Source organism: Kitasatospora cystarginea (assembly GCF_039533515.1).
GTDB classification, from domain to species: domain Bacteria; phylum Actinomycetota; class Actinomycetes; order Streptomycetales; family Streptomycetaceae; genus Kitasatospora; species Kitasatospora cystarginea.
In genome coordinates this window covers 51,294-77,368 of the sequence record NZ_BAAATR010000004.1, presented here as the reverse complement: position 1 = coordinate 77,368, position 26,075 = coordinate 51,294, and the positions used below count along the sequence as shown (strand labels likewise).

Here is a 26,075-nt window from a genome sequence, read left to right as displayed (position 1 = left end):
GGCCGAATACAGATCGTTAGGAAACCTCCGCCCGCCCGCCTCCCGGCCTGCGAATATCCGGAGGGCAGGCGGGCACCGGCGTGGGAGGATGCCAGGCATCCATGCCTGACGAAGGAGTTCCGCGAGTGCCTGGCACCAACTTGACCCGCGAGGAGGCCCGTACCCGGGCCGCGCTTCTCCACGTGGACGCGTACGACATCGAGCTCGATCTGGGCTCGGCCCGCGAGGGAGGTACCTTCCGCTCCACCACCGTGGTCCGCTTCACCGCCACCACCCCCGGCGCCGACAGCTTCATCGACCTGGTCGCGCCCCGCGTCGCCGAGATCGTGCTGAACGGCGAGGCACTGCCGCTGGAGAACTTCTCCGACAGCCGGATCGCACTGCCCTCGCTCAAGGCCCACAACGAGCTGCGGGTGGTGGCCGACTGCGCGTACACCAACACCGGTGAGGGCCTGCACCGCTTCGTCGACCCGGTGGACGGCGAGACCTACCTCTACACCCAGTTCGAGGTCCCGGACGCCCGCCGCGTCTTCGCCTCCTTCGAACAGCCCGACCTGAAGGCCTCGTTCAAGTTCACCGTGACCGCCCCCAAGGGCTGGGCCGTGGTCTCCAACTCCCCCACCCCGGCCCCGGTCGGCGAAGGGGACACCCAGGTCTGGCACTTCGAGCCGACCCCGCGGATCTCCTCCTACATCACCGCGCTGATCGCCGGCCCGTACGTGGGTGTCTTCGACGCCTACGAGAAGGACGGGAAGAAGGTCCCGCTGGGCGTCTACTGCCGTCCCTCGCTGCGCGAGTTCCTGGACGCCGAGGCGGTCTTCGAGGTCACCAAGCAGGGCTTCGACTACTTCCAGGAGAAGTTCGACTTCGCCTACCCCTTCGCCAAGTACGACCAGCTGTTCGTCCCGGAGTTCAACGCCGGCGCGATGGAGAACGCGGGCGCCGTCACCCTGCGCGACCAGTACGTCTTCCGGTCCAAGGTGACCGACGCGGCGTACGAGGCCCGGGCCGCGACGATCCTGCACGAGCTGGCCCACATGTGGTTCGGCGACCTGGTCACCATGGAGTGGTGGAACGACCTCTGGCTGAACGAGTCCTTCGCCACCTTCGCCGAGGCCGTCTGCCAGGCCGAGGCCCCCGGCTCTAAGTGGCCGGGCTCCTGGACCACCTTCGCCAACCAGATGAAGACCTGGGCGTACCGGCAGGACCAGCTGCCCTCCACCCACCCGATCATGGCGGAGATCAACGACCTGGAGGACGTCCAGGTCAACTTCGACGGCATCACCTACGCCAAGGGCGCCTCGGTGCTCAAGCAGCTGGTCGCCTACGTCGGCCAGGACGCCTTCTTCAAGGGCGTGCAGGCCTACTTCAAGGCCCACGCCTGGGGCAACACCCGCCTCAGCGACCTGCTCGGCGCTCTGGAGAAGGCCAGCGGCCGCGACCTGAAGACCTGGTCCAAGGCCTGGCTGGAGACCGCCGGCATCAACGTGCTGCGCCCCGAGATCACCCTCAACACCGACGGCCAGATCGAGTCCTTCGTGGTCATCCAGGAGGCCCCCGCGCTGCCCGCCGGTGCCAAGGGCGAGGCCGTGCTGCGCCCGCACCGGATCGCGATCGGCGCCTACGAGCTGACCGACGGCAAGCTGGTCCGCACCGACCGGATCGAGCTGGACGTCAACGGCCCGCGCACCGAGGTCCCGCAGCTGGTCGGCGCGCACCGGCCCGCCGTACTGCTGCTCAACGACGACGACCTCTCCTACGCCAAGGTCCGCCTGGACGAGGACTCGCTCGCCGTCGTCACCCAGCACCTCGGCGGCTTCACCGAGTCGCTGCCGCGCGCCCTGTGCTGGGCCTCCGCCTGGGACATGACCCGCGACGGCGAACTCGCCACCCGCGACTACCTGTCGCTGGCCATCTCGGGTCTGGCCAAGGAGACCGACATCGGCGTGGTCCAGTCGGTGCAGCGCCAGGTCCAGCTGGCCCTGCAGTCCTACGCCGCCCCGTCCTGGCGCGAGCAGGGCCTGGCCCGCTGGGCCGAGGCCGCCGAGCAGCAGCTGCGCGCCGCCGCCCCCGGCAGCGACCACCAGCTGGCCTGGGCCCGTGCCCTGGCCTCGGTCGCCCGCACCGACGAGCAACTCGCCCTGCTGGCAGGCCTGCTGGACGGCACCAAGACCCTGGACGGCCTGACCGTCGACACCGAGCTGCGCTGGACGCTGCTCTCCCGCCTGGTCGCCACCGGCCGCGCCGACGACAAGGCGATCGACGCCGAGCTGGCCCGCGACAACACCGCCGCCGGGCAGGAGCACGCCGCGAGCTGCCGGGCCGCCCGGCCGACCGCCGCCGCCAAGGCAGAGTCCTGGGCCTCGGTGGTCGAGTCCGACAAGCTCACCAACTACGTCCAGGACGCGGTGATCGGCGGCTTCCAGCAGGCCGACCAGCGTGAACTCCTCGCCCCCTACAGCGCGAAGTACTTCGCCGCGGTCAAGGGCATCTGGGAGACCCGCAGCCACGAGATCTCGCAGCAGATCATCACCGGGCTGTACCCGTCGTTGCTGGTCGAGCAGGCCACGCTGGACGTCACCGACGCCTGGCTGGCCTCCGCCTCGCCCGCGCCGGCGCTGCGCCGGATGGTGGTCGAGGCCCGTGCGGGGGTCGAGCGCGCGCTCAAGGCGCAGGCCGCCGACCACGCTGCGGGAGCCCGGGCGCTGGGGCACTGACGCCCGAGCGGGCGCCCTGGCGGCCCGGGGGTGCCAGACCGTGTCCGGTTGACCACGGGCACGGCCGACCCCGCACCCGGGCAAGGGACTTGGGCGCACCGTGAAGTCGCGCCGCCGGGGGCGTCACGCCCCCGGCGGCGCGCTCCCCGGGTGAACCGGTATCCGCACCGTGAACGAGGTGCGGCCCGGGCGGGTCGAGAGGTCGACCGTCCCGTGGTGGGCCGCGGTGACCGCGCGGACGATGGCGAGGCCGAGACCGGTGCTGCCGGTGGTGCGGGCCCGGGCGGGGTCGCCGCGGACGAAGCGTTCGAAGATCCGCTCCGCGAGCGCCGGTTCGATGCCGGGACCGGTGTCGGTCACGCTGAGGCGGATTCGGCTGTCGTCGCCGGCGGCGGCCGAGAGCGCGAGCGTCACCCGGGTGCCCTCCGGGGTGTGCACCCGGGCGTTGGCGAGCAGGTTGCCCACCACCTGCCGCAGCCGGTCGGCATCGCCCGTGACCAGGACCGGCTCCTCGGGCAGTTCCAGCTGCCAGCGGTGCCCGGGCCCTGCGGCGCGGGCGTCGGCGGTGCAGTCCAGCGCCAACCGGGTCAGGTCCACCTCCTCGGCGGCGAGCGGCCGACCCGCGTCCAGCCGGGCCAGCAGCAGCAGGTCCTCGACGATCGCGCCCATCCGCTGCGCCTCCGCCTCGATCCGGCCGAGCGAGTGCCGTACCTCGTCCGGCACCGGGCCCGGATACCGCAACGCCAGTTCGGCGTGGCCGCGTACCGCCGCCACCGGGTTGCGCAGCTCGTGGCTGGCGTCGGCGGCGAAGGTCCGCAGCCGTTCCTCGACCGACTGGCGGCGGGCGAGCGCGTCCTCCACATGGCCGAGCATCCGGTTGAGCGCCGCGCCCACCCGGCCGACCTCGGTGGCGAGGTCGTCGTCGGGCACCCGGACCGGCACCGCGACCTCCCCGCTGGCCAGTGGCAGCCCGCTCACCCGCTCGGCCGCGCCGACCACCCGGTCCAGCGGGCGGAGCGAGACCCGGACCCAGAGCGCCCCGGCGACCCCGGTCGCGACCAGCGCCACCGCGAACACCACCAGCTCGATCATGACCAGCCGGTGCACCGCGTCCTCCACCGGGCTCAGCGGCAGCCCGGTGACCAGCACGTCGCCGTCCCGCCCGGCAGTCGCGCGCAGCCGGTAGCCGGCCAGGTCGGAGAGTTCGACACTGCGGGCCGGGCCGCCGGGCGGCAGGGCGGCCAGGGCCCGGCGGTCGGCGGCGGTCAGCACGACCCTGTCGTCGGTGTCCGCGGCCACCGTCCCCTCGGCCACCTCCGGGTCGTCGGCGTCGCCGTCCACCACCCGGGCGGCGGTGACCGTGCCGTTCAGCAGCCGGGCGCCGAAGGTCCCCGGCGCCTGGGCCCTGGTGTCGCCACGGGCCGCGTCGCCCGCGGCCCGCGATCCCGGGTGCTCCAGGCTGGCCGCGTAGCGGCCGCCGGTGTCGGCGAGCTGCTGGTCGAGCCGGTCCACCAGGAAGTGCCGCAGCGCCTGGGCGGTGGCCAGTCCGACGCCCGCGCAGGTGAGCAGCAGGAGGGCGAGCAGTCCGGCTATCAGTCGGGCCCGCAGGGTGCGCGGCACCGACCGGCCGAGGACGCCCCGGGCCCGGCGGATCACCGGGGTGCCTTGATCACGTAGCCCGCGCCCCGGACGGTGTGGATCATCGGGGTCCGGCCGAGGTCCACCTTCTTGCGCAGATAGCTGATGTAGAGCTCGACCACGTGCGCCTGCCCGCCGAAGTCGTACGACCAGACCGCGTCGAGGATCTGCGCCTTGCTCACCACCTGCCTGGGGTGCTGCATCAGATAGCGCAGCAGAGCGAACTCGGTGGGGCTGAGCTCCACCGCCTCACCGCCGCGGGACACCTCGCGGGCGCGCTCGTCGAGCACCAGGTCGCCCAGTACCAGCGCGCCCTTCGGCACCTCCGGCCGGGCAGCTCCGGCCGGCTGCGCGCGCCGGAGCAGGCTGCGCAGCCGGACCACCACCTCGGCCAGGCTGAACGGCTTGGTGACGTAGTCGTCGCCCCCGGCGGCCAGCCCGGAGATCCGGTCCTCGACGGCGTCCCTGGCGGTCAGGAACAGCACCCTGGTCTCCGGCCGGGCGGCGTGGATCCGCCGCAGGACCTCCATCCCGTCGAAGTCCGGCAGCATCATGTCCAGCACCACGGCGTCGGGCCGCCACTCGGCCGCCGCCTCGACGGCCGCCCGCCCGGCGGTGGCCCCGCGCGCCTCCCAGCCCTCGTAGCGGAGCGCCCCGCAGAGCACCTCGACCAGATCGGGCTCGTCGTCGACGACCAGGATCCGCCACGGGCACCGCTCGGGCTCGGTTGGGTAATCCATGGGCACCTCCTGGGGGTCGACTCGTCACCGGGAACTGCCATCTTGCCTGCCCGCGATGAGAATGCGGTGAGATCCGCACCCCGCCCCCGAGCCGGGAAATGCCAGTTGACCTGGGAAAACGCTGGATTTCCGACCGGATGCCAGCGGCCGTTTCATAGCCGACTGAGAGCTTGCGGTGCCAGGGTTGCCACCGAGCTGCCCCGGACGGCGAGGAGGTACCCCGTGGCCGCACCCGCCCACACCGACCAGCGCGGACCGCTTGCGGCCCCCGCACGGCGGCGCGCTCCCGGGCCCCGACGGCTGCCGGACGAACTGCTGCCGGCGGCCGCCCTGGCGGCGATCGCCTCCGGTGCCCTGGGCCTGCTCGCGCTGTGGTGGCGGGACACCCCGTGGGTCGCCGGCACCGCCCAGTGGCTGACCGAGTCCGGCCGGATCACCGGCCTGCTGGCCGGGTACGCCGCTCCCGTCCTGCTGCTGCTGATGGCCCGCATCCCGCTGCTGGAGCGGGAACTGGGCGCGGACCTGCTGGCCCGCTGGCATGCGATGGGCGGGCGCTATCTGGTCGGGCTGGTCTCGCTGCACGTGGTGACGATCGTCTACGGCTACGCGCTCACGGACCGGCAGGGGCCGATCGGCGAGGGGGTCGAGATCGTCTTCCACTTCCCGGACATGCTCAAGGCCACCCTGGCCACGCTGATCATGTTCGGTACCGGCGCCGTCTCGGCCCGGGCCGCACGCCGCCGGCTACGCCACGAGACCTGGTACTACCTGCACCTGGCCACCTACCTGGCGGTGGCGCTCGGCTTCGGCCACCAGCTGGCCACCGGCGCCAACCTCGGCGAAGGTCCGGCCCGCGCCGCCTGGTACGCGCTGTACCTCGGCACGGCGGCCCTGATCGGCTGGTACCGGCTGGCCGTGCCGTACCTGCGGGACCGGCGGCACCGGCTGCGGGTCGCCGAGGTGCGTCCGGAAGGGCCAGGGGTGGTCTCGGTCTTCCTGACCGGCGAGCGGCTGGCGGAGCTGGGGGCGGAATCCGGGCAGTTCTTCCGGCTGCAGTTCCAGACGCCCGGCCTGCGCTGGGCCGCCAACCCGTACTCGCTCTCCGCTCCCCCGCAGCACGGCTTCCTGCGGTTCACCGTCAAGAACCTCGGTGACCACAGCGCCGCGGTGGCCGGGCTCCGGCCCGGTACCAGGGTCCGCGCCGAGGGCCCGTACGGTGCGTTCACGGCGCGCCGGCGGCGCGGGCACCGGGTGCTGCTGCTCGGTGTCGGGGTCGGGATCACCCCGCTGCGCGCGCTGTTCGAGACGCTGCCCGGTGAGCCGGTCCTGGTGCAGCGTGCCCGCCGGCCCGAGGACCTGCTGTTCCGCGCGGAGCTGGCCGCCGTGGCCCAGACCAGGGGCGCCCGGTACCACGAGCTGGTCGGCAGCCGGCAGCAGGTCGGCGACCTCGGTGCCGCGCTCCGGCGGCTGGTCCCCGACCTGGCCCGCCACGAGGTCTACCTGTGCGGGCCGGACGGCCTCACCGAGGAGGCCGTCCGGGCGCTGCGGGCCGCCGGGGTCCGGCGGTCCCGGATCCACCACGAGTCCTTCGTCCTCTGATCTGCTCAGGAGCCCATCGTGCGACGAGCCGTCGTCACCAGTACCGCCACCGTGGCAGGGGTGATCCTGCTGCTCTCGCTCAAGCCCCACGGGGGAACGCATGCCACCGCCCAGGTGATCAGCACCGGCACCGGCCCCGGCACGGGTTCGGCCCCCGCCGCGGGTCCGACCCCCGGTGCGGGGGCGACCCCCGGTGCGGGTGCGGGCTCGACGGGTTCGCAGACGGTCACGGGCGATGCCGTCGACACCCGCTACGGCCCGGTGCAGGTACGGGTGTCGCTGAGCGGCGGGCGGATCAGCCGGATCGACGTCCTGCAGTACCCGGACGGCAGCGGCCACGACCGGCGGATCAACGCCGACGCCCTGCCCGCGCTCAACCAGGAGGCCATGGCCGCCCAGAGCGCGCAGATCGACGCGGTCTCCGGCGCGACGTACACCAGCGACGGCTACACCCGCTCGCTGCAGAGCGCGCTCGACAAGGCGGGCACCCGGTGATCCGGCACGCCGAGCACGTCATGGGCACGGTGTTCTCGTTCGCCGTCCGCGAGCCCGGGCCCGGGGTCACCGAGGCGCTCGAACGGGTGGTCCGCCGACTGCACCGGATCGACGAGGTCTTCTCGACCTACCGGCCGCAGAGCGACATCAGCCGGTTCGGACGCGGGGAGCTGACGCTCGCCCGGTGCGATCCGGCGGTCGCCGAGGTGCTGGAGCGGTGCCGCGAGGTGGCCGCCGAGACCGGGGGCTGGTTCACCGAACGGCCGGGCGGGCGGCTGGACCCGAGCGGGTGGGTCAAGGGCTGGGCGGTCGAGGAGGCGTCCGAGCACCTGCGGGCCGCCGGCTCCCGGCAGCACCTGGTCTCCGGCGGCGGCGACATACAGACCTGCGGCGGCCCCTGGCGGATCGGGATCGCCGACCCGCTGCGACCGGGAGGCGTCGCCGCGGTGGTGGCGGGCCACGACCTGGCCGTCGCCACCTCGGGCACCGCCGAACGCGGCGCCCACGTCCTCGACCCGCGCACCGGCCGGCCGGCCACCGGCCTGGCCTCGCTCACCCTGGTCGGACGCCGCATCGCCCGCACCGATGCCTGGACCACCGCCGCCTTCGCCATGGGACCCGACCGCGGCCTCGCCTGGGCGGCCGCCCGTCCCGAGGTCGAGGCCCTCGCCATCCTGCCCGACGGCACCCACCGCCGGACCCCCGGCTTCGGCTACGCAGAACCCGCCTAGCCGCACCGCGTCCGGCGCCCTCGCCCGGCGCGAACCACTGCCGGACAAGCTGAAACGCCGCCGGGGCTGCTCCCCCGGCGGCGTTCGCGGTCTTCTGCTACGGCTGTGCCGCGCTTACTTCTTCTTGGCCTTGGGCGACATCACCATGACCAGTCCAGCGATGATCGCGAAGAGCACCAGCGGGGCCACCACGAACAGCCCGATGGTCTGGGCCGCGCTGATACCGGGGCCCGGGTTGTCGCCGTCGTCCCGGGTCAGGGCCATGGCGGGCGACGACATCAGCATCATCAGCGTGGCCGCTGCGGTGACCGCACCAGCGCGCAAAGCGTTCCTCTTGTCCACGTTTCCAAGGTACCGGCCCCTTACCAACCCCCGCGCGCCGGGGTGTGCCTCCCGCACCCCGGCGCGACGCCCGCCGTGAGCGCCGCCACCAACCGGGCGGTGCCGGGGGCCGCGGCGAGCTCGTCCAGGGTCACCGGCCGACCGGTCCGATCGGCCACCGGGAGCCGCCAGTTGGGGTACTGATCCCAGGTGCCGGGCAGGTTCTGCGGGCGCGGATCGCCGACGGTGTCCGGCAGCCAGACACCGACCAGAGCGGCGGGGGTGGCGAGCAGGAAGCCGTACAGCGCCTCCGGGGTCAGGGCGTCCCCCTCGGCCAGCAGCCCGGCCCGGACCAGCTCGGCCCGCCACTCGGCCAGTTCGCGCACCGCCCCGGCCTGTTCCTCCCCGAGCGGGCGGGTCAGCAGCCCGAGCCGGTGCCGCAGCTCCACGTGCTCGCCGCTGAGCCTGGCCGCGGTGCTCGGCAGGTCGTGGGTGGTGAGGGTGGCCAGGCAGTCGGCCCGCCAGAGCTCCGGCGGCAGGACGGCACCGCCCAACCGCCAGTCCCGCTCGAACCAGAGCACCGAGGTGCCGAGGATCCCGCGCGCCGCCAGTTCCTCCCGCACGCCGGGCTCCACCGTGCCCAGGTCCTCGCCGATCACCCGGGTACCGGCCCGGTGCGCCTCCAGTGCGAGCACCCCGAGCATCGCCTCCGCGTCGTAGCGGACGTACGCCCCCTGGGTCGGCGGGTGGCCGGCCGGCACCCACCAGAGCCGGAACAGGCCCATCACATGGTCGATCCGCAGTGCCCCGGCGTGCCGTGCGGCCGCCCGCAGCAGCTGGGCGTACGCGGCGTAGCCGCTCGCCGCCAGTGCGTCGGGGCGCCACGGTGGCAGGCCCCAGTCCTGGCCGTGCGGGTTGAACGCGTCCGGCGGGGCGCCGACCGAGATGCCCTCGGCCAGGACGTCCTGCAGCACCCAGGCGTCCGCGCCCTCCGGGTGCACTCCCACCGCGAGATCGTGGATCAGCCCGATCGGCATGCCCGCCCGCTCGGCCGCGCCCTGCGCGGCACCGAGCTGCTCGTCCACCAGCCAGGCCAGCCAGCGGTGGAACTCGATCAGCGCGGCGTGCTCGGCCCGTGCCGCGGCCACCTGCGGGCTGTCCGGCCGGCGCAGGCCCTTCGGCCAGCCGCGCCAGTCACTGCCGTGGACGTCGGCCAGCGCGCACCAGGTGGCGTACCGTTCCAGCCAGTCGCCCTCGCGCCGGACGAACGCCCGGTACGCGGCCTCCCGGCCCGCCCCGCGCGGCACCCGGTGCAGCCGCTCCAGCGCCTCGCGCTTGAGCGCCCAGACCTCGTCCCGGTCGATCAGCCCGTCGTGGCGCAGCACCTCCTCGCGCAACCTGGCGGCCCGGGCGGGAAGTTCACCGAGATCGGCGTAGGCGTACTCGGGGACCGCCTCGATCCGCAGGTGCACCGGGTCGGCGAAGCGGCGCGAGGAGGGACGGTAGGGCGACGGGTCGGAGGGCATCCCCGGACGTCCCGCGTGCAGCGGGTTGATCTGCAGGAAGCCCGCCCCCAGCGCGCTGCCCGACCAACTCGCCAGCTCCGCCAGGTCCCCGAGGTCGCCCATCCCCCACGAGCGTTCCGACAGCACCGAGTACAGCTGCGCCAGGAAACCCCAGCTGCGGCCCTGCGGCGCGGGCACCCGCTGCGGCGCCACGATCAGCGCGGCGCTCTGCTCCCGCCCTTCCAGCCGAACCGTCAACCGGTGTCGCCCGAGCGGGAGATCGGCGGGCAGCCAGTGCGAACGCCCGCCGGGCAGCGTCCACTCCCCGCCGTCCTCCAGGGCGATGCTCAGCCGCGCCCGGGCCGGCACGTCCAGCGCCGTCCGCCGGCCCGACCGCACCACCACGCACGGCGGCAGCAACCGCCCTGCCGCGTCGGCCAGCTGGCGCTCCGACGACTTCCGCACCGCCTCGGGAGTGTGCGCGTCCACCCCGAGCGCGGCCAGCACCGCCACCAGCGTGTGCGCCGCCACCTGTACCGGCCCGCTGCCGGGGTCGTAGGTACTGTCCACCCCGTACGCGTGCGCCAGCGCCACCAACTCCGGCGGCGGGGGCGGGGCGTCCTCGGCGGGGGCCTGCGTGCTGCCGGCTGCTTCGGGACGGTCCAGATAAGCGGCCACTCTTGCACTCCTGCGGGTCCAGAAGGCGGTACGGGACTCCCCAGTCCTACCCGCGCCCACCGCACCCGACCCCGCACGACACGACCGGTCCCGATCACCGGACGGGTGAACCTTCCCGCGCGGCACGGCCGCCGGGACCGGCACCCGAGCACGGGCTGCGACCGGGCCGGTCCGATGGTCGGGAGGGGAATGCACGGGACATATCATCTATACCCATCAGCCACGTTGACACCGGACCAGGTAGCTGGTGGGCTGTGCGGCGGGTGGGGCCGAGGGTGGCAGACCAGCCGGAGGTGTACGGGCACCGGGCCGGTGAACTGGGGTTTTCGGGTGCGAGGAGGCTGCTTTGCAGGCGCGGGTTTCGGAATTCGCGGGGCGGCGGCTGAGGCAGCAGATCGAGCACAGCGCGGCCTTGCGCGAGGTGCTCCAGCATCCGGCGGCGCTGGCCGCGCGCCGGGCGACGGCGCGCACCGCACGACAGCTGGCGCCGAAGACGGCGGACCGGCTGATCGCGGATCTCAAGGGCACCGAACCGCTGCTGGCCTCGGTGCGGGCCGAACGACGGGCCGTCGGCAGTGCCGGCCACCGCCGGGCCGCGCTGCAGCTCGCGGCCACCCTGTCGGCCGCCGCGGTGGTGAGCGGACTACTGGTGGGCCCGCCCGCGTACGCCGGTGCGCCGCAGGGGCAGACCGCGGTCAGCACTGCCCAGCAGGACCAGCCGGTGCAGCTGGGCACGGTGACCGACCCCCAGGTGTACCCGCGCCCGCAGGAACTCCGTACCGCCGGGCGCCCCGTCAACGTTCCCCAGGACGTGGTACTGGCCGCCGCGCCCGACGCCGACGGCGCAGCGCTGGACGTGGTACGCCAGGTGCTCGGCTCCGCCGGAGCCACCCGGATCACCACGACGGTGCCGCGGGTCCCGGACGCCGGTTCGCTGGTGGTGTACGTCGGCGGACCCGCCGAGGGCTCGGGCGGCACGACCGACCGGGTGCTGCGCGAGCTCGCCGCGGCGGGCACGACGGACAAGGACGCCCCCGCCCCCTCCCTCAACGGGATGCCGGGCGGAGGCTACCTGCTGACGATCGGCCAGCTGCCGGCCGGCGCCGGGACGTACGGCGCGGTGGTGCTCGCCGGGGTGGACAAGGCCGGGACGTTCAACGCCGCGCAGAGCCTGCGCCAGCTGCTCGCCCCGGTACCCGCCGGACAGGGGCAGAGCGGGCCGGACCAGGGCGGGCAGGGCCAGGAGGGCGACGCGAAGGGCTTCCCCGGCGTCAGCATCCGGGACTGGCCGAGCGGCGCGCCCGTGCGCGGGATCGCCGAGTCCTTCTACGGCTCCCCGTGGACCACCGAACAGCGGCTGAGCCAGCTCGACTTCCTCGGCCGCACCAAGCAGAACTTCTACCTCTACGCCCCGGGCGGCGACCCGTTCCGGCTCACCCGCTGGCGTGAGGCGTACCCCGAGGCACAGGCCGCCGACCTGCGGCAGCTGGCGGACCGGGCCCGGCGCAACCATGTCACGCTCGGGTACTCGATCGACCCCGGCCAGTCGTTCTGCTTCAGCTCCGACCGGGACGTGGACGCGCTGGTGACCAAGCTGGAGGGGCTCCGGCAGATCGGGTTCAGCGCCTTCCAACTGCAGTTCCTGGACATCAGCTACGACGAGTGGCACTGCACCCTGGACCGGAAGAACTTCGGCAAGGGCCCGGCCGCCGCCGCCAAGGCGCAGGCCCAGGCGGTCGCCAAGGTGCAGGACCGGCTGATCGCCAAGCACCCCGAGCTGGCACCACTGTCCATCGTCCCGACCGAGTACCAGCGGGCGGGCACCAGCCCGTACCGGTCGGCGCTGGCCGCCGCGCTGCCGCAGGGCGTCCAGATCGCCTGGAGCGGCGGAGCGGTGATCCCCGCGAAGATCACGGACGCCCAAACCGCCCAGGCCGCCCAGCAGGCGGCCGGCCACCCGCTGATGACGCTGGACAGCTACCCGGTCAACGACTCCGCCCCGGACCGGCTCTACCTCGGCGGCTACACCGGCCGCGACCCGGGTGTGGCGAGCAGGTCGGCGGTACTGCTGACCTCCGCGATGAGCCAGCCCCTGGCCTCCCGGATCCCGCTGGCGACCGCGGCCGACTTCGGCTGGAACCCGTCCGGCTACCGTCCGGCCGACTCCTGGCAGGCCGCGCTGCGCCCGCTGGCCGGCGACGGCACCAAGCTCACGGCGCTCACCACGCTGGCGGCCAACAGCGAGTCCTCCCCGTTGGCGAAGGGCGAGTCCGGCTATCTGACGCCGTTGCTGGAGAAGTTCTGGGCGGCGCTGGAGCCGAGCGCGGGCAGCCCGCCCGACCTGGCGAAGCTGCACGACGCGGCGACGCCGGTCCGGGACGCCTTCACCACCATGGCCGGCGCCCAGCGCGCGCTCGCCCAGGCACCGATCGGCGGCGAGGCCGCGCCTTGGCTGGCCCAGCTGAGCACCTACGGCCGGGCCGGGCAGTCCGCGGTGGACATGCTGCTCGCCCAGCGCGGCGGTGACGGCTCGGCCGCCTGGCAGGCCCGGACCGAGCTGCGGCGGCTGCGCGAGCAGCTGGCCCAGAGCGGAGCGACGGTCGGGTCGGGCGTGCTCGACCCGTTCCTGGACCGGGCGCTGCAGGCGGCGGACAACTGGTCGGGGGTCAGCGCGGGCTCGCTGACCCCGACCACCACGCTGGGCACCGCCAACGACCACGGCCCCGCGCTGATGGTGGACGGCGCCACGGACACCTTCTACTGGAGCTCCCGCCCGCCGCAGGCCGGCGATTCGATCGGGGTCGGCCTCGGGCCGGCGCGGGCGATCGGCCAGATCACGGTGCTGATGGGTTCCTGGGGCGACGACCCCGACGCCCTGAGCGCGGCCGACGACTACCTGCACGACGGGGTGCTGGAGTACGCCACCGCCGACGGCGGCTGGAAGCAGCTGGCCACGGTGCACAAGCAGAAGACGATCACCCTCACGGCACCGGCCGGGACGGTCGCCAAGGCCATCCGGCTGCGGGCCACCAGCGGCCAGAAGACGGCGGTGGCGGTGCGCGAGTTCACGGTGGGGGCGCCCGGCGACACCCCGGCTACGGTCACCGGCGGCCCGGCCGCCGCGCCCGGCTCCTCGCCGTCGGCCGTGCTCGACGGCAATCCGGACACCGCGTTCCGCGCCGCCAGCGCGCCTACCGCCGACGACGCCCCGCTCACCATCGAGCTGGGCACGGCCCGCCCGATGGACCGGGTGACCGTGCTGACCGACCCGACCGTGCGGGCCACCGCCACCGTCGAGGTGCGCCGGGCGGACGGCTGGGCGACGATCGGCACCGCGCAGCCCGGCTACAACGAACTGCCGGCCGGCGGCCTGAGCGCGGACGCCATCCGGCTGACCTGGGCGCCCGGCGGCGAGCCGCCCGTGGTGAACCAGGTCATCCCCTGGTACACCGACATCCCGGCGGCCCGGCTCAGTCTGGCCGCCGACTCCCTCGACGTGGTCGCGGGCGCCCCGGCCCCCGCGCAGACCCAGGCCGTGGTCGAGTCCGGCCGCCCGGAGGGCGCCACCGGCGACCTCAAGACCGAGGTCCCGGCGGCGGCGAAGGGGCTGACGGTCACTCCGGCCTCCGCCGTCAACGTGCCGCGCGGCGGGAAGGTCGGCACCCCGTTGCTGGTGACCGCCGCCAAGGACACCCCTTCGGGCACGTACCAGGTGCCGGTCACCTTCACGGCGGGCGGGACGACGGTCCGTCAGGTCCTCCAGGTGCGCGTGGTGCCCGCCACCGCCGGGGCCGACCTGGCGCGCACCGCCACGGCCACCTCCTCGGGCGACGAGACACCGGACTTCCCGGCCACCGCGGTCAACGACGGGGACCCGAAGACCCGGTGGTCCTCACCCGCGCGGGACGACGCCTGGGTGCAACTGGCGCTGCCGCAGGCCGCCCGGCTGGGGTCGGCGGTGCTGCACTGGCAGGACGCGTACGCCTCCGCCTACAAGCTGCAGACCTCGCCGGACGGGGTCACCTGGACCACGGTCTCCTCGGTGACCGGCGGGAAGGGCGGGACGGAGACGGCGCACTTCGACGCGCCGGGGGTGAAGTACCTGCGACTGCAGGGCGTCTCACGGGCGACCAAGTACGGGTACTCGCTGTACGGCATCGAGCTGTACGCGGTCGCTCCTTGAGCGGGCCCGTGCGGGGTTCGCTCCGTGACGGCGGTCTCCGGCGACAGGGGTGAACACCCGGGTGCGGGCTGCCCCGCCTCCCCGGCCGCCCGCGCGCGAACGGCGGGCCGCCGGCGCTCCCACTGAGGGGTGCGCCGGCGGCCCATGAGGCGTACCGGTCGGTGTGACGGGCAGGCCCGTGTCGGTCAGGCGGAGAGCGGTTCCGGAGAGGGACGGTCGCCGCGGCGGACTGGGTGGACGGGGTGGGAGCGGCCGAGTGCGGCCGGCAGGGCCGTGTTCGACTCGGTATGGTCGTGGTGCTCGTACTCGCGGAACTGCTCGACCCCGCCGTACGGCTCCAGGTAGGGCCGCCAGCTCGGGTCCTTGATGCCGGTGCCGATGACGCGCCAGGCCAGGCCGCTGGGCGGGGCCGGGGGGCGCTTCATCCGCCAACCGAGTTCGGTGAGGTGGCGGTCGGCCTTGGTGTGGTTGCAGCGGCGGCAGGCTGCCACCACGTTGTCCCAGCGGTGCTGGCCGCCCCGGCTGCGCGGGATGACGTGGTCGACGCTGGTGGCGGTGGCACCGCAGTAGACGCAGCGCCCGTGGTCACGGGCGAACAGCGCGCGGCGGGTGAGCGGGACGGGGCCTCGGAACGGGACCCGGACGAAGCGGGTCAGTCGGACGACGGACGGCGCCGTGACGGCGCTGGTGGCGCTGTGCAGAGTGACTCCCGAGTCCTCCAGGCTGACCGCCTTGTGGTTGAGGACCAGGATGAGCGCTCGGCGCATGGACACCACGCCGAGCGGCTCGTAGGACGCGTTGAGGACCAGGACATGCGGCACGGATGCCTCCTTGGACGCCTGCGGCGCGTGGCTCGCGCCGGGACGAGCGGGTGATCGCGTCGTTTTCCGCAACGCGATCTCCACCAGTGTCGCCTCACGCCGTGGCGGGGCGCCACCACTCCTGTGTAACGGGTCTGATGTGGGTTCCGTCATAGCGGGTATGCCCGCCCTCCGGCGCCGTTGCACCGCGAGGCCGCTGGTCGGGGCGCACCGGCGGCTGCGACGGGGGCTCGCGGGGTCTCTGATGGGGCGTCCGTCCGGGTGCCGCGCGGCCGCTACGCTGGTCCGGAACCACCGATCCCTGTTGGAAAGAGGCTCCGTACGTGTTCCGGTCCGGTGTCACCGGCCTTCTCGCCAGCGCGGCCCCCACCGCCACCCCCTCCGCCCCCTCCTCGTCCGACCCCCTGCCCAAGCTCGACCTCAAGCTGCCGACCAGTGCGAACGAGGTGTCGGCCAGCACCCGGCAGGCGGCGAGCTGGCTGGACGCCAACTGGCAGAGCTGGGTCGAGGGAGTACTGCGGATCGTCTTCCTGGTGCTGCTGGCGCTGGTGCTGCGGGCCGTGGTCCGCAAGCTGATCACGCAGCTGATAACGCGGATGACCCGGCACCACGAGCACGACTCGGACTACGGCCGGCTCGGCGGACTGCTGGCCAACCACGGGGTGGTGAACCCGGAGCGGCGCCAGCAGCGGGCCGAGGCGATCGGCTCGGTGCTGCGCAGCGTGGCCTCGTTCAGCATCCTGGGGACGGCCGCGCTGATGGTGCTGTCCGCACTCGGGGTGAACCTGGCCCCGCTGCTGGCCAGTGCCGGTGTCGCCGGCGTGGCGATCGGTTTCGGCGCGCGGAACCTGGTGACGGACTTCCTCTCCGGGGTCTTCATGATCATGGAGGACCAGTACGGCGTCGGCGACGAGATCGACACCGGAGTGGCCAGCGGCACCGTGCTGGAGGTGGGCCTGCGGGTCACCAAGCTGCGCGGGGGCAACGGTGAGATCTGGTACATCCGCAACGGCGAGGTGAAGCGGATCGCCAACATGAGCCAGGGTTGGGGCACCGCCACGGTGGACGTCCAGATCGCCTACCGGGAGGACCTGGAGCGGGTCGAGGGGCTGATCAGGGAGAGCGCCGAGCAGCTGGGCAAGGAGACCCCGTACGACGAGCTGATCTGGGGCCGGGTCAAGGTGCTGGGTGTGGAGTCGGTGGCGGCCGACTCGATGGTGCTGCGGGTGGAGGCCAGGACCACGCCGGGCGAGTCGGCGAAGGTCGGCCGGGCGCTGCGGCAGCGGCTGAAGCTCGCCTTCGACGAGGCCGGGGTGAAGCTGAAGGAGGAGCCCGCGCCGGTGGTGGCGGCACCCGCGGTGGAGTCGTCCGCGCCCTCGGCACTGGCCGATCCCAGCTCGGCGCGCTCACTGGCGGCCAAGCCGATCCCGTTGCCGACCGACTGACCGCGTACCCGGCAAAGAGCCCGTCCACCCCCGGCGGTGGACGGGCTCTCCGCGTTCCCGGTAACGCTTCGGCATCCACCCGCCATGCGGTCATTGACACCCTCCCGCGGCGGGACCTAACGTCCTCTCAGCGATTGGAAACTTTCCTAACAGTTCCTGGCAGTCAGCTTTCCCACCCCAGCGCCGCACGGGCCGCCAGGGACAGAGGAGGATCGGGCCGTGAACGACAAGATCCCCACCCCGCCGGGCAGGCCCACCCCGTTGGCCGGCACCCCCAGCCTGCTGCGCGCGATCAACGACCGGGCCGCACTGGAGCTGCTGCTGGCGCACGGTCCGCTCTCCCGCACCCAGATCGGCGCGATGACCGGGCTCTCCAAGCCCACCGCCTCCCAGCTGCTGGCCCGGCTCGAGTCGGCCCGGCTGGTCGAGGCGGTGGGCACCACGGCCGGCGGCCCCGGGCCGAACGCACAGCTGTACCGGGTCAATCCCGCCGCCGCGTACGTCGCCGGGCTCGACGTGGACACCGCCCGGGTGCGGGTCGCCGTCGCCGACATCACCGGCACCGTGCTCGCCGAGCACACCGTCCCCACCCGGGGCCGGCCCGCCACCGAGGCGGTGCCGCGGACGGTCGCGGCGGTCGCCGAGACGGTCCGGCAGGCCGGCCTCCCGGCGGACTGCCTGCGCGAGATCGTGATCGGGGTACCCGGAGCGCTGGACCCGGTCAGCGGCAAACTCAGGTACGCCTCGCACCTTCCCGGCTGGCACTCCCCCCGGCTGCTGGCCGAACTGGCCGAGGCGCTCGGCACCACGGTGAGCATCGAGAACGACGTCAACCTGGCCGCCGTCGCCGAGCGCTCCTCGGGCGCCGCGCAGGGCTGCGACGACTTCGTGCTGCTCTGGGCCGCCGAGGGCGTCGGTGCCGCGATAGTGCTGGCCGGCCGGCTGCACCGGGGCTTCACCGGCGGTGCGGGCGAGATCGGCTACATGACGGTGCCCGGCGCCCCGGTGGTGCACGACGTCCACCGCAAGAACTCCGGCGGGTTCCAGGAACTCGTCGGTGAGGAGGCGGTGCTGGCCCTGGCCGCCGAGCACGGTCTGGCCGCACCGACCGCCGAAGGGGCCGTCGGGCTCGCCCTGCGGACTCCCGGCGCGGGCGACCTGTTCCTGCGGACCCTGGCCGAACGGCTGGCCGTCGGCCTGTCGGTGGTGGTCGCGGTGGTCGACCCGGAACTGCTGGTGCTCTCCGGCCGCACCCCCACCGCGGGCGGCGAACGGCTCTGCCGGCTGGTCCAGGAGGAACTGGCCAAGATCAGCATCCCCCGCCCCCAGGTGCGCTGCAGTACCGTGCCCGACTCCCCCGTCGTGCACGGCGCCCTGCAGCGCGCCCTGGCCGCCGCCCGGGAAGCGGCCTTCACGACCCACTGATGCTCCCCTCCCCCGCGCACCGCCTCCCATCCCCCGAGCCGGGGCCGAAGGGCGATGCCGCCTGCCCCCGTCCCCCCAGGAGGTCCGACCGATGCACACCCCCCGCCGCTCCCGCCGCCCGGCCGCCGCCGTGGGCTGCGCCGTCCTCGCGCTCCTCGCCACCGCCTGCACCGGCACCGACCCGGCCGGGGGTACCGACGACTCGGCCTCGGGCAAGGACGTGACCATCACCTTCTGGCACGGCTGGAGCCAGGAGAACGAGACCAGGGCGATCCGGGCCAACATCGACGCCTTCCAGAAGCTGCACCCCAACATCCACGTCAAGGTGGTCGGCAACATCGCCGACGACAAGAGCGAGCAGGCGCTGCGGGCGGGCGGCCCGGACGCACCCGACGTGGTGTCCTCCTTCAGCACCGACAACGTCGGCAAGTTCTGCTCGGCGCACGTCTGGACCGACCTGAACCCGCTGCTGAAGAAGGACGGGATAGACCCGGCCACGACCTTCCCGGCCGCGATGCTCAAGTACAGCCAGTTCGAGGGCGACCAGTGCTCACTGCCGCTGCTCGGCGACGCGTACGGGCTCTACTACAACAAGACCGCCTTCGCCGCCGCCGGGATCACCGCGCCGCCGAAGACCTTCAGCGAGTTCGACCAGGACGCGGTCAAACTGACCGTCGCCGAGGGGGACAGCTACCGGCAGCTCGGCTTCATGCCGAACTTCCACGGCTACGAGTCCAGCCCTTCCCACTACTTGGGCCAGTACGACGCCGACTACTTCGCCGCCGACGGCAGGTCGGACATCGCCACCGACCCCAGGGTCGCCGCGATGTTCACCTGGCAGAAGAACCTGATCGGCAAGCTCGGCGGCTTCGAGAAGCTGGAGAGGTTCCGCACCGGCTTCGGCGACGAGTACAGCGCCAAGAACCCGTTCGAGACCGGCCAGGTGGCGATGGCCATCGACGGCGAGTGGCGCACCGCCTCGCTCGCCGACGACAAGGTCCCCTTCGAGTGGGCCACCGCGCCCTTCCCGGTGCCGGACGACCAGGCCGAAACCTACGGGCGCGGCTACCAGACCGGCACCATCATCGGCATCGCCCGGACCAGCCGGAAGCAGACCGCCGCCTGGGAGCTGGTCAAGTACCTGACCTGCGACACCGACGCCGTGGTCGGCTTCGCCAACGCGATCCACAACGTGCCCAGCACCATCGCGGCACTGAGCTCGCCCAAGCTGAACGCCGATCCGGGCTTCAGGACCTTCGTCGAGATCGCCAGGAACCCGCACTCCGACACCACGCCGGCCAGCATCAACGGCGGCGCCTACCAGCTGTCGGTGCAGAACCTCGGCTACGCGTACGAGTCCGGGCAGCAGACCGATCTGGCGGCCGGGCTGGCGGCCACCGCCAAGGAGATCGACACCGCCGTCGAGCAGGCGAAGTGACATGACGGGCAACAGCACTGCCCACTCCGCGGCACTGCGGCGCAAGCGCCGCCGGGAGCGGGCCCGCACCCTGGCCTTCCTGTCCCCCTGGCTGATCGGCTTCGGCCTGTTCTTCGCCTACCCGCTGGCCTCCACCGTCTACTTCTCCTTCATGAAGTACGACGGCTTCACCGCCCCCGTCTTCAGCGGTCTGAAGAACTGGGACTACGTCTTCAACCACTACCCCTTCTTCTGGCAGGGGCTGCGCAACACCCTCTGGCTGGTGGTCGTGATGGTCGCCCTGCGGGTCGCCTTCGGCCTGGGCATCGGCCTGCTGATCACCAAGGTCAAGACCGGCGCCGGCTTCTTCCGGACCGCCTTCTACCTGCCGTACCTGGCACCGCCGGTGGCCGCCACGATGGCCTTCGCCTTCCTGCTCAACCCCGGGACCGGGCCGGTCGACCACCTTCTCGGCGACCTGGGGCTGCCGCAGCCGGGCTGGTTCAACGACCCGTCCTGGTCCAAGCCGGCCCTCACCCTGCTGGCGCTGTGGGGCATCGGCGACCTGATGGTGATCTTCATGGCCGCCCTGCTGGACGTGCCCAGGGAGCAGTACGAGGCCGCCGAGCTGGACGGCGCGGGCGCCTGGCAGCGGTTCCGTTACGTGACCCTCCCGAACATCTCGCCGATCTTGGCGTTCGCGGTGGTCACCGGGGTGATCCAGACCATGCAGTACTACACGCAGGCGATCGTCGCCGGGAAGGTCGCCAGCGGGGTGATCGGCGGCTCCGGCCAGCAGTTCGAGCCCGGCTACCCGCACGGCTCCACCTGGACGCTGCCGCAGCTGGTCTACAACCTCGGCTTCCAGCGCTTCGACACCGGCTCGGCCTGTGTGGTCGCGCTGGTCCTGTTCGCCGTCTCGATGGCCGTCACCTCGGCCCTGCTGCGCCGACGTTCGGCCTTTCTCCTCGATGGAGCCGCCCTGGAGAGCGAGGACTGAGATGACCACGACCACCATGTCCCTGCCCGTCCCGGGGAAGACCGCCACCGCCGTACGGCTGGCCCGCAGACGGGCCGTGCTGCACTGGGTGGCCGTCCACTCGACGGCCGTCGCGGCGGCGCTGTTCTTCCTGCTGCCGTTCGTCTTCGTCCTCCTCACCTCGGTGATGTCGGACCGCCAGGCGCTCACCGGCGACCTGTGGCCGCACCAGTGGGTGTGGAGCAACTACGCCAAGGTCTGGCGGACCCCCGGCTTCCTCAGCTGGTGGCGCAACACCCTGCTGTACGCCGGGCTGGGCACCGCGCTGACCGTCGTCTCCAGCGTCCCGGTGGCCTACGCGTTGGCCAGGTTCCGCTTCCGGGGCCGGAGGGTGGCCCTGATGGCGGTGATCTCGATGATGATGTTGCCGCCGCAGGTCACGGTCATCCCGATGTACCTGTTCTGGGCCAAGCAGCTCCATCTCTCCGGCTCGCTCTGGCCGCTGATCATCCCGATGGCGTTCGGCGACGCCTTCTCGATATTCCTGCTGCGGCAGTTCCTGCTGACCATCCCGAAGGAGTACGTGGAGGCCGCCAGGATCGACGGCTGCGGCGAGATCGGCTCCCTGCTGCGGGTGATCCTGCCGATGGCCAGGCCGGCCGTCGCGGCCGTCGCGCTGTTCCAGTTCTTCTACTGCTGGAACGACTACTTCGGCCCGCAGATCTACGCCAGCGAGAACGAGGGCGCCTGGACGCTCAGTTACGGCCTGGAGTCCTTCAAGGGCGCGCACCACACCGACTGGAACCTCACCATGGCCGCCACGCTGCTCGTGATGGCGCCGGTGATCCTGCTGTTCTTCTTCGCGCAGAAAGCCTTCATCGAAGGCGTGACACTGACAGGGGTCAAGGGCTGATGTCTCTCAAACTGGCCGTCGTGGGCGGGGGTTCGACCTACACACCGGAGCTGGTCGACGGTTTGGCCCGTCTGAGGGACACGCTCCCGATCGCCGAACTGGTGCTGATCGACCCGGCGGTGGAGCGGCTGGAGCTGATCGGCGCGCTGGCCCGGCGGATCTTCGCCCGGCAGGGACACGGCGCGGCCGTCACCACCACCTTGGATCTGGCGGCGGGCGTGGAGGGGGCCGACGCCGTACTGCTGCAGCTGCGGGTCGGCGGGCAGGCGGCCCGCAACGAGGACGAGACCTGGCCGCTGGAGTGCGGCTGCATCGGCCAGGAGACCACCGGCGCGGGCGGGTTGGCCAAGGCGCTGCGGACCGTCCCGGTGGTGCTGGACATCGCCGAACAGGTCCGCCGCACCAGTCCGGACGCCTGGATCGTCGACTTCACCAACCCGGTCGGCATCGTCACCCGCGCACTGCAGAGCGCCGGGCACCGGGCGGTCGGGCTGTGCAACGTCGCCATCGGCTTCCAGCGCAAGTTCGCCGCCCACCTGGGCGTCGCACCCGAGCTGGTCCGCCTCGACCACGTCGGCCTCAACCACCTCACCTGGGAGCGCGGCGTCACCCTGCTGGACGCCCCGGGCGCAGCGGGCGGCCGCGAGGTGCTGCCCGAACTGCTGGACGGCTTCGGCCCGCTGATCGCCGAAGACCTGCGGCTGCCGCTGCCACTGATCCGCCGCCTCGGCGTGGTCCCCTCGTACTACCTGCGCTACTTCTACCAGCACGACGCGGTGGTCGAGGAGTTGCGGACCAAGGGCTCGCGAGCCGCCGAAGTCGCCGAGATCGAACGGCAGTTGCTGGCGCTGTACGCCGATCCGACGCTGGACCGCAAGCCCGACCTGCTCGCCAGGCGCGGCGGCGCGTTCTACTCCGAGGCCGCCGTCCAGCTGATCGGCGCACTGCTCGGCACCGGCAGCGGCACCGACGTGCAGGTGGTCAACACCCGCAACGACGGTGTCCTGCCCTTCCTGCCCGACGACGCGGTGATCGAGGTGCCCGCCGAGGTGGACGCCCGGGGCGTACGGCCGCTGCCGCAGCGGCCGGTCGAACCGCTGTACGCGGGCCTGATCGCCGCGGTCACGGCGTACGAGCGGCTCGCCCTGGAAGCCGCCCTCAGGGGCGGCCGGGACCGGGTCTTCGACGCCCTGCTGGCCCATCCGCTGGTCGGCCAGTTGGACCTCGCGGACCGGCTGACCGACCAGCTGCTGGCGCACAACCACGCCCACCTGAGCTGGGCCTGAACCATCCCGGACGGTCTCATGCGACACCGGCCGGGCCCCTGAGGGCGCGGCCGGCTGCCCGAGGCGGCCGGACAGGACCTGGAACGAGGACTGATGGACCAACCGATGGACCGGCAGCAGGCCGAGCAGCTTCCCGGCGTGCTCGCCATCGACGCCGGCAACAGCAAGACCGATGTCGCCCTGGTCGGCGCCGACGGCACGGTGTACGGCTCGGCGCGCGGCGGCGGTTTCCAGCCGCAGCTGGACGGCGCCGAGCAGGCCATCGCCGGGCTGGCCCCGCTGGTCGAGGCGGCGGCCGCCGAGGCGGGCCTCAGACCCGCCGACGGGGTGCTCACCACCCACGTCAGCGCCTGCCTCGCCAACGCCGACCTGCCCGTCGAGGAGCAGCAGCTCCAGGCCGCGGTCGCCGCCCGGTCGTGGGGGCTGGGCAGCGCCGTCGCCAACGACACCTTCGGGCTGCTGCGGGCCGGCACGGACGGGCCGCGCGGGGTCGCGGTGGTCTGCGGCGCCGGCATCAACTGCGTCGGACTGCTGCCCGACGGCCGTACCGCGCGCTTCCCCGCCCTCGGCCGGCTCACCGGCGACTGGGGCGGTGGCGGGGGGCTGGCCGCCGAGTCGATGTGGCACGCCGCCCGCGCCGAGGACGGCCGCGGCCCCGCCACCGCGCTCGCCTCCGCCATCGCCGCGCACTTCGGGTTGCCGAGCGCGACCGCGGTGGCGGAGGCGATCCACCTCGGGCAGCTGGAACGGACCCGGCTGCACGAGCTCTCCCGGGTGCTGTTCCAGGTCGCGGAGGCGGGTGACACCATCGCGCTGCGCCTGATCGACCGTCAGGCCTGCGAGATCGCCGGCCTCGCGCTGGTCGCCATGCGCCGGCTGAACCTGCTGGACCGGCCGACACCGGTGGTGCTCGGCGGCGGAGTACTGGCCGCCCGCCAGCCCCTGCTGATCGACAACGTCACCGCCCGGCTGGCCGCTTCCGCGCCGCTGGCCGAGCCCCGGGTCGTGGTCGCCCCGCCGGTCCTCGGCGCCGCCCTGCTCGGCCTGGACCAGCTCGCCGCGGGCAGGATCGGCGGCGGCCCGGCCGCCGAACGCCGCCTGCGCGCCGCCTACGCCGCCCACCACGAGGCGGCTGCCTGAGGCCGCGGCCGGCAACCGGACCTCACGACGACCGGACCCGTCCGGCGGTACCGCGGCGCCCCGGGGCACCCGATCACCGGTCGGGTGCCCGGCGCGCGCCCGACCCCGCACCCGGCGCGCGGCCGACGGTCCTCGACCCCGGCCGCCCCGGAGATCGCCTCCGCCCTGGAGGCGCTGACGGACGCCGCCCGGTCAGCCGGCATGGCGCTCGGCCCGGCCGGTGTGGTCCTGGTCGCCGCGCCCTGGGCGCACGACACCCGGGCGGGTACGGGCGCACCGGTCTCCGCGGGCCAGGTGACCCGGCCGGCCGTGCGGTTCGCCGCGCCCCGGCGGGCTCACCCCGGGCCGCGGCCGCGGAAGGCCCGGCGGTAGTCGCGCGGGGCGACGCCGATCCGGCGGACGAAGGCGGGGCGCAGCGAGACCGCCGAGCCGAAGCCGCAGCGGGTCGCGATCTCGTCCACCGGCAGGTCCGTCTCCTCCAGCAGGCGCTGGGCCGCCAGGACGCGTTGCTCCAGCAGCCAGCGCAGGGGCGGAGTCCCGGTGGCGGCGGTGAAGTTACGGGCGAAGGAGCGGTCGGACATGGCCGCCAGCTTCGCCAACTCACCTACGGTCCAGGGAACTTCGAGGGCGCCGAGCACGGTGGCCCGGACCGCCGCCAACGGGTCGCCGTCGGCGCCGCCCTCGGGTACCGGCGAGGGGATGAACTGGGCCTGCCCACCGGACCGGAACGGCGCGGTGACCATCGCCCGGGCGATCTCCGCCGCCGCCTGCTGGCCGTGTGCCGAGCGGACCAGGTGCAGGCAGAGGTCGATCCCGGCGGCGACCCCGGCCGAGGTCCAGATCTCGCCGTCGCCGGTGAACAGCACTTCCGGGTCCACCTCCACCGCCGGGTGGCGGCGGGCGAGTTCGGGCGCCAGCGCCCAGTGGGTGGTGGCGCGGCGGCCGTCCAGCAGTCCGGCCTCGGCCAGGACGAAGGCCCCGGCACAGAGCGAGGCGATCGGCACGCCGCACGCGTGGGCGGCCCGCAGCGCGTCCAGGATCCCGGGGTCGCGCGGCGCCGTCGGTTCCTCTACTCCGGGCACCAGGACCAGGTCGCAGTCGGCGAGCGCGTCCAGCCCGTGGTCGGGCAGCCGCTCCAATCCGCCGCCGAGCCGCACCCGTACGCCCTCGGGCCCGCAGACCCGCAGCTCGAAGGGGGGTACCCCGGGCCGGGTGTTCCGGTTGGCCCAGACCTCGCCGATCACGGCGTAGTCGAAGGCCCGTACGCCGTCGAAGAGCAGGCACCCCACCGCACGCATGGCGAACGGGCCGACCACAGCACTCATGGCAGAAATCTATCGATCATCGGCGCTCCCGCCTCTCACCGCGCCGCCGCCCCGGGCCGCATGCTGAAGCCATGACGAACACCGCTCCCTTCGGCGCCCCGCTCCGCCTCACCGACGACGCCGTGCTGATCGTGATCGACGTCCAGCAGGGTTTCGAGGATCCCGTCCTCGGTGCCCGGGACAATCCCGAGGCCGAGCAGCGGATCGCCGAGCTGCTGGACCTCTGGCACTCCACCGGCCGCCCAGTCGTGGTCGTGCAGCACGAGACGACGGGCGGCACCCTGGACCGCGGCACCCCGGGGTACGAGCTCAAGCCCTTCGTGGCCGCGGCCAGCCGGGACCTGCACATCACCAAGACCGTGAACAGCGCCTTCTACGGCACCCCAGACCTGCACGAGTGGCTCCAACAGCGCGGTGCCACCCAGTTGGTGACGGTCGGCATCATGACCAACGTCTGCAACGAGACCACCGCCCGGATGGGCGGCAACCTCGGCTACGACGTGGTCTTCCCGATCGACGCCATGCACACCTTCGACATGGCGGGCCCGGACGGCGGGAAGATCCCCGCCGCCGACCTCGCCCGCGCCACCGCCGCGACGCTGCACAGCATGCGGTTCGCCAAGGTGGTCACCACCAAGGACGTGCTGGCGGCGGGCGCGCCCGAGTGATACCGGCCGGCAGCAGGGAGCGCCGCGGGCCCTGCTGCCGGTCGGTCCA

The 26,075-nt window shown here is 73.4% G+C and carries 19 protein-coding genes and 1 pseudogene; 14 read left to right on the top strand and 6 right to left on the bottom strand.

The window, feature by feature from the left end:
- The first annotated feature begins 125 nt into the window (after positions 1–125).
- The gene (gene pepN, locus ABD369_RS06065; protein ID WP_344635170.1) at positions 126–2,717 is read left to right on the top strand and encodes an aminopeptidase N; all 2,592 of its coding nucleotides are present in this window, start codon (positions 126–128) and stop codon (positions 2,715–2,717) included.
- A gap of 123 nt (positions 2,718–2,840) precedes the next feature.
- Here pepN and ABD369_RS06060 read toward each other — a convergent pair whose 3' ends face one another.
- Together ABD369_RS06060 and ABD369_RS06055 are read right to left on the bottom strand one after the other, a co-directional pair.
- On the bottom strand, positions 2,841–4,373 hold the full coding sequence (locus ABD369_RS06060) for a sensor histidine kinase (protein WP_344635169.1): 1,533 nt from the start codon (positions 4,371–4,373) through the stop codon (positions 2,841–2,843).
- Positions 4,370–5,095 (bottom strand): response regulator transcription factor, encoded by a 726-nt coding sequence (locus ABD369_RS06055; protein ID WP_344635168.1) that lies wholly within the window; start codon positions 5,093–5,095, stop codon positions 4,370–4,372. The genes ABD369_RS06060 and ABD369_RS06055 overlap by 4 nt, the downstream gene beginning before the upstream one ends.
- A gap of 222 nt (positions 5,096–5,317) precedes the next feature.
- Between ABD369_RS06055 and ABD369_RS06050 the strand changes: the two genes are divergently transcribed.
- Genes ABD369_RS06050 through ABD369_RS06040 form a run of 3 tightly spaced genes read left to right on the top strand, consistent with a single transcriptional unit; the run spans position 5,318 to position 7,920 of the window.
- Positions 5,318–6,694 carry a ferredoxin reductase family protein gene (locus ABD369_RS06050; RefSeq protein ID WP_344635167.1) on the top strand — a complete coding sequence of 459 codons (1,377 nt, stop codon included), beginning with the start codon at positions 5,318–5,320 and terminating at the stop codon, positions 6,692–6,694.
- A gap of 18 nt (positions 6,695–6,712) precedes the next feature.
- Complete coding sequence (locus ABD369_RS06045) at positions 6,713–7,189, top strand: FMN-binding protein (protein ID WP_344635166.1); 477 nt, start codon at positions 6,713–6,715, stop codon at positions 7,187–7,189.
- 20 nt (positions 7,190–7,209) lie between these two features.
- Positions 7,210–7,920: an FAD:protein FMN transferase gene (locus ABD369_RS06040; RefSeq protein WP_344635416.1), complete on the top strand. Its 711-nt coding sequence runs from the start codon at positions 7,210–7,212 to the stop codon at positions 7,918–7,920.
- A gap of 114 nt (positions 7,921–8,034) precedes the next feature.
- Here ABD369_RS06040 and ABD369_RS06035 read toward each other — a convergent pair whose 3' ends face one another.
- Positions 8,035–8,262 carry a hypothetical protein gene (locus tag ABD369_RS06035; protein WP_344635165.1) on the bottom strand — a complete coding sequence of 76 codons (228 nt, stop codon included), beginning with the start codon at positions 8,260–8,262 and terminating at the stop codon, positions 8,035–8,037.
- A 20-nt stretch (positions 8,263–8,282) separates the two neighbouring features.
- Positions 8,283–10,424 carry a 4-alpha-glucanotransferase gene (malQ, locus tag ABD369_RS06030; protein WP_425557545.1) on the bottom strand — a complete coding sequence of 714 codons (2,142 nt, stop codon included), beginning with the start codon at positions 10,422–10,424 and terminating at the stop codon, positions 8,283–8,285.
- Positions 10,425–10,770: 346 nt separating this feature from the next.
- Between malQ and ABD369_RS06025 the strand changes: the two genes are divergently transcribed.
- On the top strand, positions 10,771–14,607 hold the full coding sequence (locus ABD369_RS06025; RefSeq protein ID WP_344635164.1) for a beta-N-acetylglucosaminidase domain-containing protein: 3,837 nt from the start codon (positions 10,771–10,773) through the stop codon (positions 14,605–14,607).
- 326 nt (positions 14,608–14,933) lie between these two features.
- Here ABD369_RS06025 and ABD369_RS06020 read toward each other — a convergent pair.
- Positions 14,934–15,428: pseudogene (locus ABD369_RS06020) on the bottom strand (HNH endonuclease); the annotation flags it as partial.
- 323 nt (positions 15,429–15,751) lie between these two features.
- Between ABD369_RS06020 and ABD369_RS06015 the strand changes: the two are divergent.
- The 8 genes from ABD369_RS06015 to ABD369_RS05980 all read left to right on the top strand — a co-directional run bounded on the left by ABD369_RS06015 (position 15,752) and on the right by ABD369_RS05980 (position 24,405).
- Positions 15,752–16,873: a mechanosensitive ion channel family protein gene (locus tag ABD369_RS06015; protein WP_425557544.1), complete on the top strand. Its 1,122-nt coding sequence runs from the start codon at positions 15,752–15,754 to the stop codon at positions 16,871–16,873.
- Between the two features lie 219 nt (positions 16,874–17,092).
- Positions 17,093–18,298, top strand: a complete 1,206-nt coding sequence (locus tag ABD369_RS06010; RefSeq protein ID WP_344635163.1) for an ROK family transcriptional regulator — start codon at positions 17,093–17,095, stop codon at positions 18,296–18,298.
- A gap of 91 nt (positions 18,299–18,389) precedes the next feature.
- Positions 18,390–19,736, top strand: coding sequence for an extracellular solute-binding protein (locus ABD369_RS06005; protein ID WP_344635162.1), 1,347 nt, complete (start codon positions 18,390–18,392; stop codon positions 19,734–19,736).
- A 1-nt stretch (position 19,737) separates the two neighbouring features.
- The gene (locus tag ABD369_RS06000; protein WP_344635161.1) at positions 19,738–20,715 is read left to right on the top strand and encodes a carbohydrate ABC transporter permease; all 978 of its coding nucleotides are present in this window, start codon (positions 19,738–19,740) and stop codon (positions 20,713–20,715) included.
- Between the two features lies 1 nt (position 20,716).
- Positions 20,717–21,607: a carbohydrate ABC transporter permease gene (locus tag ABD369_RS05995; RefSeq protein WP_344635160.1), complete on the top strand. Its 891-nt coding sequence runs from the start codon at positions 20,717–20,719 to the stop codon at positions 21,605–21,607.
- Entirely contained in the window at positions 21,607–22,893 is a 1,287-nt protein-coding gene (locus ABD369_RS05990) for a 6-phospho-beta-glucosidase (RefSeq protein ID WP_344635159.1), read from the top strand. The genes ABD369_RS05995 and ABD369_RS05990 overlap by 1 nt, the downstream gene beginning before the upstream one ends.
- 93 nt (positions 22,894–22,986) lie before the next feature.
- The gene (locus ABD369_RS05985; protein WP_344635158.1) at positions 22,987–24,033 is read left to right on the top strand and encodes an N-acetylglucosamine kinase; all 1,047 of its coding nucleotides are present in this window, start codon (positions 22,987–22,989) and stop codon (positions 24,031–24,033) included.
- Between the two features lie 84 nt (positions 24,034–24,117).
- Positions 24,118–24,405: a hypothetical protein gene (locus ABD369_RS05980; protein WP_344635157.1), complete on the top strand. Its 288-nt coding sequence runs from the start codon at positions 24,118–24,120 to the stop codon at positions 24,403–24,405.
- On the opposite strand, the gene ABD369_RS05975 is transcribed toward ABD369_RS05980, so the two are convergent.
- On the bottom strand, positions 24,369–25,358 hold the full coding sequence (locus tag ABD369_RS05975; RefSeq protein WP_344635156.1) for a GlxA family transcriptional regulator: 990 nt from the start codon (positions 25,356–25,358) through the stop codon (positions 24,369–24,371). The genes ABD369_RS05980 and ABD369_RS05975 overlap by 37 nt on opposite strands.
- A gap of 71 nt (positions 25,359–25,429) precedes the next feature.
- Here ABD369_RS05975 and ABD369_RS05970 point away from each other — a divergent pair, with 71 nt between their 5' ends.
- Entirely contained in the window at positions 25,430–26,026 is a 597-nt protein-coding gene (locus ABD369_RS05970; RefSeq protein ID WP_344635155.1) for a cysteine hydrolase family protein, read from the top strand.
- Positions 26,027–26,075: the final 49 nt, after the last annotated feature.